14 protein-coding genes are annotated in these 15,917 nt (G+C 68.4%); 11 read left to right on the top strand and 3 right to left on the bottom strand.

The genetic code is table 11. The features are described from left to right. Positions 1-33 precede the first annotated feature (33 nt). Together QUE68_RS23715 and QUE68_RS23710 are read left to right on the top strand one after the other, a co-directional pair. Entirely contained in the window at positions 34-3,984 is a 3,951-nt protein-coding gene (locus tag QUE68_RS23715) for a DNA-directed RNA polymerase subunit beta' (RefSeq protein ID WP_284228726.1), read from the top strand. A 140-nt stretch (positions 3,985-4,124) separates the two neighbouring features. After that, entirely contained in the window at positions 4,125-4,988 is an 864-nt protein-coding gene (locus tag QUE68_RS23710; protein WP_284228725.1) for a type IV toxin-antitoxin system AbiEi family antitoxin domain-containing protein, read from the top strand. Positions 4,989-5,071: 83 nt separating this feature from the next. Here the strand turns inward: QUE68_RS23710 and QUE68_RS23705 are convergent, their stop codons facing one another. Further along, positions 5,072-5,914 carry a class II fructose-bisphosphate aldolase gene (locus tag QUE68_RS23705; protein ID WP_284228724.1) on the bottom strand — a complete coding sequence of 281 codons (843 nt, stop codon included), beginning with the start codon at positions 5,912-5,914 and terminating at the stop codon, positions 5,072-5,074. A gap of 69 nt (positions 5,915-5,983) precedes the next feature. Between QUE68_RS23705 and QUE68_RS23700 the strand changes: the two genes are divergently transcribed. The 5 genes from QUE68_RS23700 (at position 5,984) to QUE68_RS23680 (ending at position 10,978) form a co-directional block, all read left to right on the top strand. After that, a complete protein-coding gene (locus QUE68_RS23700; RefSeq protein ID WP_284228723.1) occupies positions 5,984-7,261 on the top strand; it encodes an FGGY-family carbohydrate kinase in 1,278 nt (425 codons plus the stop codon). After that, positions 7,258-8,031 (top strand): DeoR/GlpR family DNA-binding transcription regulator, encoded by a 774-nt coding sequence (locus tag QUE68_RS23695; protein ID WP_284228722.1) that lies wholly within the window; start codon positions 7,258-7,260, stop codon positions 8,029-8,031. Before QUE68_RS23700 ends, QUE68_RS23695 begins: the two co-directional genes overlap by 4 nt. Further along, positions 8,028-8,963: a 1-phosphofructokinase family hexose kinase gene (locus tag QUE68_RS23690; protein WP_284228721.1), complete on the top strand. Its 936-nt coding sequence runs from the start codon at positions 8,028-8,030 to the stop codon at positions 8,961-8,963. Before QUE68_RS23695 ends, QUE68_RS23690 begins: the two co-directional genes overlap by 4 nt. A gap of 31 nt (positions 8,964-8,994) precedes the next feature. Further along, positions 8,995-9,744 (top strand): deoxyribonuclease IV, encoded by a 750-nt coding sequence (locus QUE68_RS23685; protein ID WP_284235080.1) that lies wholly within the window; start codon positions 8,995-8,997, stop codon positions 9,742-9,744. A gap of 88 nt (positions 9,745-9,832) precedes the next feature. Next, positions 9,833-10,978 carry a phosphatase PAP2 family protein gene (locus QUE68_RS23680; protein WP_284228719.1) on the top strand — a complete coding sequence of 382 codons (1,146 nt, stop codon included), beginning with the start codon at positions 9,833-9,835 and terminating at the stop codon, positions 10,976-10,978. Here the strand turns inward: QUE68_RS23680 and QUE68_RS23675 are convergent. Continuing rightward, entirely contained in the window at positions 10,883-11,224 is a 342-nt protein-coding gene (locus QUE68_RS23675; protein ID WP_284235082.1) for a cupin domain-containing protein, read from the bottom strand. The two genes, QUE68_RS23680 and QUE68_RS23675, sit on opposite strands and share 96 nt — an antisense overlap. A 139-nt stretch (positions 11,225-11,363) precedes the next feature. On the opposite strand from QUE68_RS23675, the gene QUE68_RS23670 reads away from it, so the two are divergent. From QUE68_RS23670 to QUE68_RS23655, 4 genes are all read left to right on the top strand, one after another. After that, positions 11,364-12,992, top strand: coding sequence for an acyl-CoA dehydrogenase family protein (locus tag QUE68_RS23670; protein WP_284235083.1), 1,629 nt, complete (start codon positions 11,364-11,366; stop codon positions 12,990-12,992). 85 nt (positions 12,993-13,077) lie between these two features. Continuing rightward, positions 13,078-14,016, top strand: a complete 939-nt coding sequence (locus tag QUE68_RS23665; RefSeq protein ID WP_284228716.1) for a crotonase/enoyl-CoA hydratase family protein — start codon at positions 13,078-13,080, stop codon at positions 14,014-14,016. Further along, positions 14,017-14,751: a PaaX family transcriptional regulator C-terminal domain-containing protein gene (locus QUE68_RS23660; protein WP_284228715.1), complete on the top strand. Its 735-nt coding sequence runs from the start codon at positions 14,017-14,019 to the stop codon at positions 14,749-14,751. Continuing rightward, positions 14,748-15,536, top strand: coding sequence for a crotonase/enoyl-CoA hydratase family protein (locus QUE68_RS23655; protein WP_284228714.1), 789 nt, complete (start codon positions 14,748-14,750; stop codon positions 15,534-15,536). The genes QUE68_RS23660 and QUE68_RS23655 overlap by 4 nt, the downstream gene beginning before the upstream one ends. Here the strand turns inward: QUE68_RS23655 and QUE68_RS23650 are convergent. Continuing rightward, positions 15,523-15,915 carry a DUF3060 domain-containing protein gene (locus QUE68_RS23650; protein ID WP_284228713.1) on the bottom strand — a complete coding sequence of 131 codons (393 nt, stop codon included), beginning with the start codon at positions 15,913-15,915 and terminating at the stop codon, positions 15,523-15,525. The two genes, QUE68_RS23655 and QUE68_RS23650, sit on opposite strands and share 14 nt — an antisense overlap. Positions 15,916-15,917 lie beyond the last annotated feature (2 nt).

Here is a 15,917-nt window from a genome sequence, read left to right as displayed (position 1 = left end):
GTCATCTAGTCCCGCAAGGGGAAAGGGAGTTACGTGCTCGACGTCAACTTCTTCGATGAACTCCGCATTGGCCTCGCCACTGCGGATGACATCCGCAATTGGTCCTACGGCGAAGTCAAGAAGCCGGAGACCATCAACTACCGCACGCTCAAGCCAGAGAAGGACGGCCTGTTCTGCGAGAAGATCTTCGGACCGACTCGCGACTGGGAGTGCTACTGCGGCAAGTACAAGCGCGTGCGCTTCAAGGGCATCGTCTGTGAGCGCTGCGGCGTCGAGGTGACTCGCGCCAAGGTGCGTCGTGAGCGGATGGGCCACATCGAACTGGCCGCACCCGTCACGCACATCTGGTACTTCAAGGGCGTGCCCTCGCGTTTGGGCTACCTGCTGGACCTGGCCCCGAAGGATCTCGAGAAGATCATCTACTTTGCGGCCTACGTGATCACCGCCGTCGACACCGAACAGCGGCACAACGACCAGTCCACGCTCGAGGCCGAGATGGTCGTCGAGAAGAAGGCGGTCGAGGATCAGCGCGATCTCGATCTGGCGGAGCGTAGCCAGAAGCTCGAGGCCGACATGGCCGAGCTCGAGAAGGACGGCGCCAAGTCCGACGTCCGTCGCAAGGTCCGTGACGGCGGCGAGCGCGAGATGCGTCAGCTTCGCGACCGGGCCCAGCGCGAGCTGGACCGCCTCGACGAGGTGTGGACGACGTTCGTCAAGCTGGCTCCCAAGCAGCTGATCGTCGACGAGGTGCTCTACCGCGAGCTAATCGACCGCTACGGCGAGTACTTCAACGGCGCCATGGGCGCGGAGTCGATCAAGAAGCTGATCGAGAACTTCGACATCGACGCCGAGGCCGAGAGCCTGCGCGACACCATCAAGAACGGCAAGGGCCAGAAGAAGCTTCGGGCCCTCAAGCGACTGAAGGTCGTCGCGGCGTTCCAGATGAACCGCAACTCCCCGATGGGCATGGTGCTCGACGCCGTTCCGGTGATCCCGCCGGAACTGCGCCCGATGGTTCAGCTCGACGGTGGCCGCTTCGCCACCTCCGACTTGAACGATCTGTACCGACGCGTCATCAACCGCAACAACCGGTTGAAGCGACTGATCGACCTCGGCGCGCCCGAGATCATCGTCAACAACGAGAAGCGCATGCTTCAGGAGTCCGTTGACGCGCTGTTCGACAACGGTCGTCGTGGCCGCCCCGTCACCGGACCGGGCAACCGGCCGCTGAAGTCGCTGTCCGATCTGCTCAAGGGCAAGCAGGGTCGGTTCCGTCAGAACCTGCTCGGCAAGCGCGTGGACTACTCGGGCCGTTCGGTCATCGTCGTCGGCCCGCAGCTCAAGCTGCACCAGTGCGGTCTGCCGAAGCTGATGGCCCTCGAGCTGTTCAAGCCGTTCGTGATGAAGCGTCTGGTCGACCTGAACCACGCGCAGAACATCAAGAGCGCCAAGCGGATGGTCGAACGTCAGCGCCCGCAGGTGTGGGACGTCCTCGAAGAGGTCATCTCCGAGCACCCCGTGCTGCTGAACCGTGCACCAACGCTGCACCGGTTGGGCATCCAGGCCTTCGAGCCGATGCTGGTCGAGGGCAAGGCGATTCAGCTGCACCCGCTGGTCTGTGAGGCGTTCAACGCCGACTTCGACGGTGACCAGATGGCAGTCCACCTGCCGCTGTCCGCCGAGGCGCAGGCCGAGGCGCGCATCCTGATGCTGTCGTCGAACAACATCCTGTCTCCCGCGTCGGGCCGCCCGTTGGCCATGCCGCGTCTGGACATGGTGACGGGCCTGTTCTTCCTGACCACCGAGATCGAAGGCGACACGGGCGAATACACGGCTCCCGCCAAGGATCAGCCGGAGTCCGGTGTGTACGGTTCGCCGGCCGAGGCGCAGATGGCCGTCGATCGCGGCGTGCTGAGCGTGCGGTCGAAGATCAAGGTTCGGCTGACCACGCAGCGTCCGCCGGCCGACGTCGAGGCGTCGTTGTTCCCCGAGGGCTGGAAGATGGGCAACGCCTGGTTGGCGGAGACCACGCTGGGCCGCGTGCTGTTCAACGAGCTTCTGCCGCGGGGCTACCCGTTCGTCAACAAGCAGATGCACAAGAAGGTCCAGGCGGCGATCATCAACGATCTCGCCGAGCGCTACCCGATGATCGTCGTGGCGCAGACCGTCGACAAGCTCAAGGACGCCGGCTTCCACTGGGCCACCCGCTCGGGTGTCACCGTGTCCATGGCCGACGTGCTGGTGCCGCCGAACAAGGCACAGATCCTCGACGGCTACGAGCAGCAGGCGGATGCCATCGAGAAGAAGTACCAGCGCGGCCTGCTCGAGAAGATCGAGCGGACCGACGCGTTGGTGAAGATCTGGAAGGAAGCCACCGAAGAGGTGGGCAATGCCCTCCGCGACCATTACCCGGCGTCGAACTCGATCATCCAGCTGATCGACTCAGGTGCCACCGGTACGTTCAACCAGACGCGCACGCTGGCCGGCATGAAGGGCCTGGTGACGAACCCGAAGGGTGAGTTCATCCCGCGCCCCATCAAGTCGTCCTTCCGTGAGGGCCTGACCGTGTTGGAGTACTTCATCAACACGCACAGCGCCCGAAAGGGTCTGGCGGACACCGCACTTCGTACGGCGGACTCGGGTTACCTGACCCGTCGTCTGGTCGACGTGTCTCAGGACGTCATCGTTCGTGAGCACGACTGCCAGACCGAGCGCGGCATCATGACCACGATTGCGGCGCCGGAGGCCGATGGCTCCCTGACCCGCGACGCACACGTCGAGACCTCGACGTATGCGCGGACGCTGGCCGTGGACGCGGTCGACGCCAAGGGCAACGTGATCGTCGAGCGTGGGCACGACCTGGGTGATCCGGCGATCGATGCGCTGCTCGCCGCGGGCATCACCGAGGTGAAGGTCCGCTCCGTGCTGACCTGCATGACAGGCACCGGCGTCTGCGCCACGTGCTACGGCCGTTCGATGGCCACCGGCAAGCTGGTCGACATCGGTGAGGCGGTCGGCATCGTCGCCGCGCAGTCCATCGGCGAGCCCGGCACGCAGCTGACCATGCGTACGTTCAAGCAGGAGGGCGGCGTCGGTGAGGACATCACCGGTGGTCTTCCTCGCGTGCAGGAGCTGTTCGAGGCCCGCGTGCCCCGCAACACCGCTCCCATCGCGGACGTCACCGGTCGGGTCAACATCGAAGTGGGCGAGAAGTTCTACAAGATGACGATCGTCCCGGACGACGGTGGCGAGGAAGTCGTCTACGACAAGCTCACCCGTCGTCAGCGCCTGAAGGTGTTCAAGCACGAGGACGGCTCCGAGCGTCTGCTGACCGACGGTGACCACGTCGTGGTCGGCCAGCAGCTGATGGAGGGCTCGGCCAACCCGCACGAGGTGCTGCGCGTCCAGGGTCCCCGCGAGGTGCAGATCCACCTCGTCAAGGAGGTCCAGGAGGTCTACCGCGCCCAGGGTGTGTCGATCCACGACAAGCACATCGAGGTCATCGTCCGGCAGATGCTGCGTCGCGTGACGATCATCGATTCGGGCTCGACGGAATTCCTGCCCGGCTCGCTCACCGAGCGTGCTGAGTTCGAGTCCGCGAACCGTCGCGTCGTGTCCGAGGGTGGCGAGCCCGCGGCCGGACGTCCGGTGCTGATGGGTATCACGAAGGCATCGCTGGCCACGGATTCGTGGTTGTCGGCGGCGTCGTTCCAGGAGACCACGCGAGTCCTGACCGATGCGGCGATCAACTGCCGCAGCGACCGGCTCAACGGTCTGAAGGAGAACGTGATCATCGGCAAGCTGATCCCGGCCGGTACCGGCATCAGCCGCTACCGCAACATCACGGTGCAGCCGACCGAGGAAGCTCGGGCCGCCGCGTACACGATCCCGTCCTACGAGGATCAGTACTACAGCCCGGACTTCGGTCAGGGTGCAGGCCAGGCAGTGCCGCTGGACGATTACGGATTCAGCGACTACCGGTAGCCACCCCTCTGCGCGAGCAGACGCAAAGGGCCCTCAATCCTGTGGATTGAGGGCCTTTTGCGTCTGGTGACGAGGGGAGTTATCCACAGATCGACGTAGGGGTCTGGTGGCGCGCTCGCGAGGGCGGCAGCCTCGATGCCGTGTACATCCACGATCTGGTCACCGGCACGGACGGTTTGATCACGGCTGAGCAGATACAGGCCGTGATGTCGCGGAAGATGCTGAGGACACACGTGCGGTCCGGTGACCTGGTGCGGGTGTGCCACGGCGTGTACGCGCTCTCGCCGCCCGACGTCCTCGACACACTGCGCGCGCTGGACCTGATGGTCGGACGGCCAATGGTCGCGTGTCTGGGAACCGCCGCGCTCCTGCACGGCTTCGACACCGAACGTGGTCCGCGGGTGCACGTACTCGACCCTGGTGTTCGGGTCCGGCCCACCGGCGGGGTCATGGTGCATCAACGGGTCGGAGCGCCATTGCGCAGAGTGAACGGACGCATGACGACCGCACCGGCTTGGACTGCCGTCGAGGTCGCATGTTCGTTGCGACGCCCTCGGGCGTTGGCGACCCTCGACGCCGCACTGCACGTGGGTGCGTGCACGATGCCCGAACTCGAGACGGCCGCGCGAGAGCAGACGGGCCGCCGCGGGATCGTGCACGTACGAGAGTTGTTGCCGCACGCCGACGGTCGAGCGGAGTCGCCGATGGAGAGCGAAGCGCGTCTCGTGTTCCTCGATTACGGCTTACCGCAGCCGGAACTTCAGTACGAGATCGTCGACCTTTGCGGCGATCTGTGGCGCGTGGACTTCGCTTGGCCCGACCGCATGGTGGTGGCGGAGTACGACAGCATGGAATGGCATGCGAACCCGACGATCTGGAAGCGCGATCGCCTGAAGGTCGAGCGGCTGAAGGACTGCGGATGGACGACGGTGCCGATGGTCGTCGACGACGTGCGCCGGCAGACCCCACAACTGGCGGACCGCCTCGAGCGCCTCCTCACCTAACCCGCGAGCAGACGCAAAGGGCCCTCATTCGCGTGGATTCAGGGCCCTTTGCGTCTGCTCGCGGGACTAATGACGGGGTCGCGTCAGCCGCTGACCACGTCGAGCAGGTGCGCGACGGTGTCGGCGATTGCCGCCCTCGCCGAGCGCAATGCCCGGCGCGGGTCGACCGCGTCCTCGGCAGCCAACGCCGAGCGCACCGCGCCGGTGTAGGCGATGTTCAGCGCCGTGCCGATGTTGACCTTCACGATGCCCGCGCGCACTGCGGCCCGCAGAGCCTCGTCGGGCACCCCCGACGAACCGTGCAGGACCAGCGGGACGGGCACCGCGTCGCGCAGGGCCGCGATGAGTTCGACGTCGAGCTCGGCGGTCCTGGTGGTCATCGCGTGTGAGCTGCCGACCGCCACCGCCAATGCGTCCACCCCTGTGGCACTGACGAATTCGGCGGCCTGTCGTGGATCGGTGCGCACGCCGGGGGAGTGTGCGCTGGACACCTGGGAGTCCTTTCCGCCGACGTACCCGAGCTCGGCCTCGACCGCCAGCCCCTGGGTGTGGAGCAGCGCGGCGGCCTCCGCGGTGATGGTCACGTTTCGGTCGTACGACAGGGCGCCGCCGTCGACCATCACCGACGAGTAGCCCGCCGGCGCGGCCTGCTGCCACAGGTCGGGCGCTTCGACGTGATCGAGGTGCAGGCTCACCGGCACCCCGGCATCGCGCGCCATGGCGACCAGCGCGGCGCTGACGGGTCGGAGGGCACCGTGAAACGCCACGGCGTTCTCGCTCACCTGCAGGATCACCGACGTCGCAGCCCGCTCCGCGCCGGCGACGATGCCCTCGGCGTGCTCGAGGGTGATCACGTTGAAGGCCGCGACGCCGCGACCGTGCTCAGCGGCAGCCGAGACCAGTTCGGCCGTGGTGATCAGCGGCATCGCGCTCCTCGACGGCTTGACGAAACTCCAACGAAACGCCACCATAACCATTCAAACCCAACGAAGGCAATGGGCGGGAGAACGATGTCGGCGTTCGCGGGCCTCGACGTCGGAACGACCTCGAGCAAGGCCGTTGTCTACGACGACGAGGGCGCCGTGCTCGGTACCGGCCGCGCCGCCATGACGTGGGACAGCACCCCGCATGGCACCCAGATCGAGGCGGACGGGTTGTGCCGCAGTGCCTTCGAGGCATTGAACGCCGCAGCGGACATGGCGGGCGTACCCATCCGTGCGGTCGGCGTCACCAGCATGGGCGAGTCGGGGGTCCTCACCGATGCCCGGGAGCGCCCGCTCGCGCCGGTGATCGCCTGGCACGACGACCGCGACGGCGACGAGGTGGCCGACCTCGCGGCGACCATCGGAACCGACGCCTTCGGTGGTATCGCGGGAAAGCCGCTGCGGGGCCAGTTCTCGCTGACCAAGCACCGATGGTTGCGGCAGCACGTTCCCGCCAGCCGGGATGCCACCATCCGCTTCGACGTCGGCGGGTGGGTGGTCCGGCGGCTCGGTGGCGACGTGGCCCTCGAACTGTCCCTGGCCGGGCGCACCGGTTGGCTCGACGTCACCGCGCTCGACTGGTGGGACGACGCCCTCGACTGGTCCGGTGCGACGCGGGCCCTGATGCCACCGCTCGTCGCCGCGGGTGTGCCGGTGGGCGCCGTCACCTCCGATGCAATGAGCCACCATCTGCGGGGTGCGGTACTGACGCTGGCGGGCCATGACCACCAGGCGTCCGCGCTTGGCGCTCGCGCGACGGGCCAAGGGCACGAACTGGATTCGTCGGGTACGGCCGAGGCGCTGGTGCGCACCGTCATGCCTGCGCCCGCGCGCACCGACATCGCGAGACTCGCCGCGACGGGCATCACTACCGACCCCAGCATCGAACCGGGCCACTGGAGTCTGCTCGGCGGGACCGAGGGCGGGCTGGCCCAGTTGCGCACCCTCGAACGTCTCGGGGTGAAGCCGGCCGACGTAGCCGACCTGGACGCTGCCGCCGAGCGGTCGCCCGACGCCGGTCCAGGAGCGGAGTGGCGGACGGTGGTGGCCACCGCTGCGGACGAAGCGCTGGCCCTGCACCGCGCGATGGACGCCGTCGTCGGCCCGGCCGCCCGGGTCGTGGTCACCGGGGGTTGGCGACACAGCGCAGAAGTACTGCGCGCCAAGAGGGCTCGCTTCGGCCCGCTGGAGGTCTCGACAGTCGAGGAGGCGGGTGCGCTCGGCGCGGCCACGCTCGCGGCGCGCGCCTGCGGCGCGTTGGGTCCAGGCGAGCACCTGGCCGACACATGACGAGGACGTGGTTCGCCGACGAGCGTCACGCCCAGATACTGCGCCTGCTGGCGACCGAGGGCCGCGTCGAGAGTTCTAGATTGGCAACGTCATTCGACATCAGCGCCGAAAGCGTGCGCAAGGACCTCGCGCTGCTCGACGGACGTGGACTGCTGCGACGGGTTCACGGCGGGGCCATCCCGCGCGAAGCCAGCCGCGCCGAATCACACGTTGCCGATCGCGACGAGCACGTGGCGGAGAAGACGGCGATCGCGCGCCTCGCGCTGCGGCACGTTCCGCACGGCGCGTCGCTCCTGCTCGACGCCGGGTCGACGACGCTGCGGCTGGCCGAGATGTTGCCCGCGGACGGCGAACTCGTCGTGTACACGAACTCCTGGCCGGTCGGCGCCGCGCTCCACGACAGGGGCATCACGGTGCAGACGCTCGGCGGTCGGATCCGACCGGCGACGATGGCGGCCGTCGGAACGCTCACCGCGCAGGCGCTCGCCTCGATCAACGTCGACGTCGCGTTCCTGGGCACCAACGGGCTGTCTCTCGACCGCGGCCTGACCACCCCCGACGCCGAGGAGGCGGACGTGAAGCGGCGAATGCTCGCTGCGGCCAAGCAGCGGATCTTCCTGGTGGACTCCAGCAAGTTCGGCTGCACCAGCCTCGCCCGCCACGCCGAGCTGTCTGACGTCGACGTGCTGATCACCGATGCGGGAATCACTGCCCCACAACGCAAGCGACTGCGAGCCGCAGGCATCGCGGTCGAGGTGGCCGGCCGATGATCGTCACCGTCACGCCGAACCCGAGTCTGGACCGCACCCTGCACCTGCCGCTGCTGCAGCCGGGGGAGGTCAACCGGGCCACCGTCACCATGACCGAGCCGAGTGGCAAGGGGGTCAACGTCGCGCTGGCGCTGCACGGGGTCGGCGTCGACGTGTGCGCCGTCCTTCCGGTGGGAGGCGCCGCGGGGCTCGAAATCGTTGCGGCGCTCGAGGCTTTGGGGCTGGACACGGTGGGGGTGCCCATCGCCGGCACGGTGCGCAGCAACGTCTCACTCGTCGAATCCGATGGGCGCAGCACCAAGGTGAACGAGCCGGGGCCCACCTTGACCCGCGAGGAGGTCGACGCGCTCTGCGCCGCGGCCGGTGCACGGGGTGAGCGCGTGCTCTGGGCGGGCAGCCTGCCGTCCGGTTTCGCTCCGAGCCGGCTGGCGGGCGCGGTGGCCGAGGCGCGCGCGGCAGGCCGGTGGGTCGCCGTCGATGGCTCCGGCGCCGCGCTGGCAGCCGTGCTCGACAACGCCCGCGACGGTCTGCCGAACCTGATCAAGCCCAACGCCGACGAACTCGCCGACGTGCTCGGCACCACGCTGCGCACCCTCGGCGACGTGACTGCGGCGGCACGGACGCTGGTGGACCGTGGTGTCGGCAGCGTGCTGGTGAGCCTTGGCGGTGACGGCGCCCTGCTGGTCGACGCGAATCTGCCCGAGCCGCTCTACGGCACCGCGCCGACGCAGCGCGTCGTCAACACCGTCGGTGCGGGCGACGCCTTCCTGGCCGGATTCTTGGCGGTGCCCGCAGGCGGCGCCGGCGCGCTGGCCAGCGCGCTGCAATTCGGTGCCACGGCGGTCGAGCACGACGGCACGCTGTTGGGCACGCCCGACCTGCACCGGCCAGTTCACGTCGCCCCCGTCAGGGGGGAGATGCGGCTGAGCTGACGCTGTCGGTGCCGTCACTAGACTGCGGCGTGTGCTGATCGGTTCACATGTCCACGACGACGACCCCCTGGCCGCTGCGGCCGCCGAAGGTGCGGAGGCGGTGCAGTTCTTCCTTGGCAACCCGCAGAGCTGGAAGAAGCCCAAGCCCCGCGAGGACGCCGAGGTGCTGCGTTCGTCGAGCGTGCCCCTGTACGTGCATGCGCCCTACCTGATCAACGTGGCGTCGGCGAACAACCGCGTCCGCATCCCGTCGCGCAAGATCCTGCAGGACACCTGCGATGCGGCCGCGGACATCGGTGCCACGGCCGTCATCGTCCACGGCGGCCACGCCGACGACGACGACATGGACGCGGGCTTCGAGCGGTGGGTCAAGGCGCTGGACTACCTGACGACCGACGTGCCGGTGTACCTCGAGAACACCGCCGGTGGCGACCACGCGATGGCGCGTCACTTCGACACCATCGCGAGGCTGTGGGATCACATCGGCGACAAGGGGATTGGGTTCTGCCTCGATACCTGTCACGCGTGGGCGGCGGGTGAGGCGTTGATCGATTCCGTCGAACGCATCAAGTCGATCACGGGTCGCATCGACCTGGTGCACTGCAACGATTCGCGCGACGCCGCAGGATCGGGTGCGGACCGGCATGCCAACTTCGGCACCGGCCAGATCGACCCGCAGCTGCTCGTCGCCGTCGTGAAGGCGGCGGACGCCCCGGTGATCTGCGAGACGTCCGACGAGGGCCGCAAGGACGACATCGCGTTCCTCCGCGACCACGTGTGACATGCGTGAATCGCCACCCAACTGCGGGATAACACCGGGTTAACTAGGATCGGCGGGGACCTCACTCTGCCGACCTCGAAAGGCCTGCGTGTCAGCAATCGACCAGTCGGCCTTCGCGCTGCCGCGCACCGAGAGCTCCGCGGCAACCCGGCGCCGATCGCTGCAGATCGTCCGGTGGGCGGCGATCGCGATATGGGCGGGGATCGTCGTCTACCGCACCGCCACCGACGGCTTCGCGTTCAACCGGGAGTTGTTGCTCCTCTACATCTGCTCGGGTCTTGCGGTGGCCAGCATCGGCCAAGGACGTCGGGTGCTGTACGTGGTGCGGGACTGGCTGCCGTTCGCCGTGGTGCTGATCGCCTACGACCTAAGCCGGGGCGCGGCGACGCTGATCGGCCGCCCGACGCTGTGGCAGTGGCAGGCCGACGCCGACCGCTGGCTGTTCTCCGGGACGATGCCGACGGTGTGGCTGCAGGAGCACCTCAAACTGCCGCAGCCGCCGTGGTGGGAGGTGGTCATCAGCTCGGTGTACATGTCGTTCTTCATCCTTCCGTACGTCGTGGCGGCGGTGCTGTGGATGCGCGACCGCGACGAATGGAAGGCGTTCGTCCGGCTGTTCGTCGGGTTGTCCGTCGCGGGCCTGGCGATCTACGCGCTGCTGCCCGCCGCGCCACCGTGGGCCGCGGCGCGCTGTACCGCCGACGACGTCACGGGCGGGCCGTCGAACCCGGGGTGCATGTTCCGTTCCGCCCGGGGCGTGCCCGACGGCGGCCTGCTCGGAGCGATGCAGATCAACCACGACGGTGCCAACGTCTGGGTGGAGCGCATCGTCGCGCGGGGGTGGGGCAACCTGCACCTGCACTCGGCGACCGCGCTACTCGATCAAGGCCAGGCCAGCGTCAACCTGGTCGCCGCGATCCCGTCGCTGCACGCCGGGATGACCGCCGCGGTGTCGGCGTTCCTCTGGACCCGGGTGCGGCCGCGATGGCGCCCACTGCTGGTGGCGTATCCACTGATCATGGCCTTCACGCTGGTGTACACCGCCGAGCACTACGTCGTCGACATCCTGCTCGGCTGGGCGCTCGCCGCCGTCGTGGTGATGGCGCTGAACCGCTACGAGGCGCGCCGGCGGGCGCGTTCAGCCGGCGGTGAGATAGACCTTGCGGAGGGTCTCGGTGACCGTCCAGATCGTCTTGGCGCCGGCCGCCAGTCGGACCAGGTCTCCGCGACCTAGCTGTAGCGTGGGGCTGCCGTTGGCAAACTCGACCGTCGCGGCACCGGTCAGCACGACGAACACCTCATCGGTCTCGACGTCGTTCATCACACCGGGCGTCATCTCCCAGACGCCGACCTCGAGACCCTCGAACTGCTCCAAAGCAGTTGCCGCCGTTGTCGGGTCGCCATTGACCGACTGTTCGGCGGGGACGGGCTCGTGAGCGAGGTCGATCGTTGCGGCGTGGACGACGGAGTTGGGCTTCACCCCCAACACCTTGCTCGCGAGCGTGCGCGTTTGCACGGTGAAACGCGGAGTGTCGCAGAACAGACACTCACGCTCGCGGGATGACGATGGGGGTGTTACGAGTCTTGTGCAGCTGTCGGAAAAATGTAACAGTGGTGCCATGTCGGACACGCACGTCGTCACCAACCAGGTCCCTCCGCTGCAGGACTACAACCCCGCCACGTCGCCGGTGCTCGCCGAGGCCCTGATCCGCGAGGGCGGCGCGTGGGGTGTCGACGAGGTGTTCGAACTCGGCGCGTTGGCGGGTGGCAGCGAGGCTCAGCGCTGGGGCGAGTTGGCAGACCGCAATCAGCCCGTGCTGCGCACGCACGATCGCTACGGGCACCGCGTCGACGAGGTCGAATACGACCCCGCCTACCACGAACTGATGAAAGTGGCAGTGGCCCATGGCCTGCACGCCGCCCCGTGGGCCGACGACCGCCAGGGCGCCCACGTCGTGCGGGCCGCCAAGACCTCGGTGTGGACGCCCGAGGCGGGCCACGTCTGCCCCATCTCGATGACCTACGCCGTCGTCCCCGCGCTGCGCCACAACCCGGAGCTGTCGGCGGTCTACGAGCCGCTGCTGACGAGCCGTTCCTATGACCCGGAGCTCAAGCTCGCCACGACGAAGGCCGGCCTGACCGCGGGCATGTCGATGACCGAGAAGCAGGGCGGCTCCGACGTCCGTGCGGGGACCACGGACGCAACGCCCAACGGTGACGGCACCTACTCGCTGCGGGGCCACAAGTGGTTCACCTCCGCCCCCATGTGCGACGTCTTCCTGGTGCTGGCGCAGGCACCCGGCGGACTCAGCTGCTTCTTCCTGCCGCGGATCCTGCCCGACGGCACCCGCAACCGAATGTTCTTGCAGCGCCTCAAGGACAAGCTCGGCAACCACGCGAACGCGTCGAGCGAGGTCGAGTACGACGGCGCCACGGCCTGGCTGGTCGGCGAGGAGGGCCGCGGCGTCCCGACCATCATCGAGATGGTGAACCTGACGCGGCTGGACTGCACCCTTGGCAGTGCGACCAGCATGCGTACCGGGCTGACCCGGGCGATCCACCACGCCCAGCACCGAAAGGCGTTCGGCGCGTATCTGATCGACCAGCCGCTGATGCGCAACGTGCTCGCCGACCTCGCGGTCGAGGCCGAGGCCGCCACCATGCTGGCCATGCGGATGGCCGGGGCCACCGACGCGGCCACCCGCGGTGACGAGCGGGAGACCCTGCTGCGCCGGATCGGCCTCGCCGCGGGCAAGTACTGGGTGTGCAAGCGCGCCACTCCGCACGCGGCCGAATCGATGGAGTGCCTTGGCGGCAACGGTTACGTCGAGGAGTCCGGCATGCCGCGCCTGTACCGTGAGGCGCCACTGATGGGCATCTGGGAGGGTTCTGGCAACGTCAGCGCACTGGACACGTTGCGCGCCATGGCGACTCGCCCCGAATGCATCGACGTGATGTTCGACGAGCTGAGCCGCACCGCAGGGCAGGATCCGCGCTTGGACTCCCACGTCACGTCGCTGCGGGCCGAGCTCGACGACCTCGAGACCATCCAGTACCGGGCCCGCAAGATCGCCGAGGACATCTCGCTCGCGCTGCAGGGCTCGCTGCTGGTGCGGTACGGGCACCCCGCGGTGGCCGAGGCGTTCCTCGCCAGCCGGCTCGGCGGTCAGTGGGGTGGGGCGTTCGGCACGCTGCCGACCGGGCTGGACCTGGGCCCGATCATCGAGCGCGCGTTGGTCAAGGGATGACCCGCCCTGGCCGAGCAGACGCAAAGGGCCCTGAAATGCCCCAATCGAGGGCCCTTTGCGTCTGCTCGCGGGGAAGGGGGCGGGCATGACACACGCAATCAGGCCCGTCGACTTCGACAACCTCAAGACGATGACCTACGAGGTCACCGACCGCGTCGCCCGAATCACGTTCAACCGCCCCGAGAAGGGCAACGCGATCGTCGCCGACACACCTTTGGAGCTCTCCGCATTGGTGGAGCGGGCCGACCTCGACCCGAACGTCCACGTGATGCTGATCTCCGGTCGCGGAGCCGGTTTCTGCGCGGGTTTCGACCTGTCCGCCTACGCCGACCGCACGGGCTCCGCGGGCGGGACGGGCACCTACCAGGGCACCGTGCTCGACGGCAAGACGCAGGCGATCAACCACCTGCCCGATCAGCCGTGGGATCCGATGATCGACTACCAGATGATGAGCCGCTTCGTGCGCGGGTTCGCCAGCCTGATGCACGCCGACAAGCCGACGGTGGTGAAGATCCACGGCTACTGCGTCGCGGGCGGCACTGACATCGCGCTGCACGCCGACCAGGTGATTACGGCCTCCGACGCGAAGATTGGCTACCCGCCGATGCGGGTGTGGGGAGTACCCGCCGCGGGTCTGTGGGCGCACCGACTGGGCGACCAGCGCGCCAAACGCCTTCTCTTCACGGGTGATTGCATCAGTGGGGCGCAGGCCGCCGACTGGGGCCTCGCCGTCGAGGCGCCGGCCCCCGAGGATCTCGACGAGCGGACGGAGTACCTCGTCGAACGCATCGCCGCCATGCCGGTGAACCAGCTGATCATGGCGAAGCTAGCGCTGAACACCGCGCTGTACAACCAGGGCATCGCCACCAGTCGGATGGTCAGCACGGTGTTCGACGGCGTCGCCCGGCACACGCCGGAAGGGCACGCGTTCGTCGCCGAGGCCACCGCGCACGGATTTCGCGAGGCCGTGAAGGCGCGCGACGAACCGTTCGGTGATGCGGGTCGCAAGACGTCCGGCGTCTAGATGGGCCGGGCGCTCACGCGGCTGACGGCGCGTTCAGTGGTGCTCAGCGTGCTGCTGGGCGCCCACCCCGCCTGGGCATCGGCGGGCGAATTGGTCACGCTGACAGCCGATTTCGGTATCAGAGAGCCGACGCTGCGGGTCGCCCTGACCCGGATGGTGGGCGCAGGCGACCTGGTGCGCTCCGCGGACGGGTACCGGCTCTCCGACCGCCTGCTGGCCCGCCAGAAGCGTCAGGACGACGCGCTCGATCCGAAGCTCCGCCGCTGGGATGGGACATGGACGACGCTGGTGATCACCAGCGTCGGCATCGACGCCAAGACGCGGGCGACCTTGCGAACGACGTTGCACGACAAACGGTTCGGCGAGCTTCGCGAAGGTGTGTGGATGCGTCCGGCGAACCTCGCGGAGGAGCTCACCGGCGAGCTGCGCGGTCGGGTTCGGGTGCTGCGCGCGCGGGACGACGACCCGGCGGGCCTGGTGGCGGTGCTGTGGGATCTGCCCGACTGGGCGCAGACCGGACACCGCCTGCTCGACGAGATGGCTGGTGCGGGAGACGTACCGGCCCGGTTCGTCGTCGCCGCGGGCATCGTCCGTCACCTGCTCGCCGATCCCGTCCTGCCGACCGAACTGCTGCCCGCCGACTGGCCCGGTCCCGCGCTGCGACTGGCCTATCACGACTTCGCCGCCGAACTGGCGGCGAGACGCCACGACACCGAATCGATGGAGGCCAGATGACTTATTCCGGCGGCGTACGCGTGGAACGAAACGGTCCCGTCACCACCGTCATCATGAACCGGCCCGGCGCCCGCAACGCGGTCAACGGGCCGGCGGCCGCGGGCCTCTACGCCGCCTTCGAGGAGTTCGACCGGGACGACTCGGCGTCGGTCGCCGTGCTCTGGGGTGACAACGGAACCTTCTGCGCGGGAGCTGATCTCAAGGCCTTCGGCACCCCCGACGCGAACCCGGTCCACCGCACCGGGCCCGGGCCGATGGGCCCGTCACGGATGACATTGTCCAAGCCGGTCATCGCCGCGGTCAGCGGCTTCGCCGTGGCGGGCGGGCTGGAGCTGGCGCTGTGGTGCGACATGAGGGTGGCCGAGGAGGATGCCGTCTTCGGCGTGTACTGCCGCCGGTGGGGTGTGCCGCTGATCGACGGTGGCACCGTGCGCCTGCCGCGGCTGATCGGGCACGGGCGGGCGATGGATCTCATCCTCACCGGCCGAAGCGTCGATGCGAGCGAGGCCTTCGCGATCGGGCTGGCGAACCGCGTCGTGCCACGGGGTCAGGCCCGCGAGGCTGCCGAGGCATTGGCCGCTGAGCTCGCCGCGCTACCGCAGCAGTGCCTTCGGGCCGACCGGCTGTCCGCGCTCAACCAGTGGGGGATGTCGGAGTCCGACGCGATGGACGTCGAGTTCGGCAGCATGTCGAGGGTCGCGGCCGAATCGCTCTCTGGTGCAAAGCGATTCGCTGACGGAGCGGGGCGACACGGCACCGGGGCCGTGACGCTCACCCCTTCTTGATCGTGTTACCCGATCCCGTGTCATTGACCGTCGGGTCGCCGTCGGCGTACGTGACGACGTTGTTGAGGCCGACGACGCTAAGGCCGCCGTCGATCTTCTCGAGCGTGATCTTGTTGTCGGCGCCGCCGATGTTCACGTTGGCGCACGTGCCCTTCACCGTCAGGGTGTTGTTGGAGCCGCCGATGGTGAGCGACTTGCCCCCGGCGCAATCGATCTCGGCGGTCGTTCCGACCGAGCCGTAGTTGATCGTGTTCGCGATTTCCACCTGGACGCCGGACGACCCGGCGGTCACCGTCGGCGAACCGTTCGAGCCGCAACCGGTGAGGCTCAGCGCAGCGACGGCGGCCAGCGAAGCCAACGGTGTGACGAATGCGGGCACGG

Origin of the sequence: Mycolicibacterium sp. TUM20985, assembly GCF_030295745.1 — a bacterium.
In the GTDB taxonomy this organism is placed as follows: Bacteria; Actinomycetota; Actinomycetes; order Mycobacteriales; family Mycobacteriaceae; genus Mycobacterium.
This window is presented reverse-complemented; position numbering and strand designations above follow the sequence as displayed.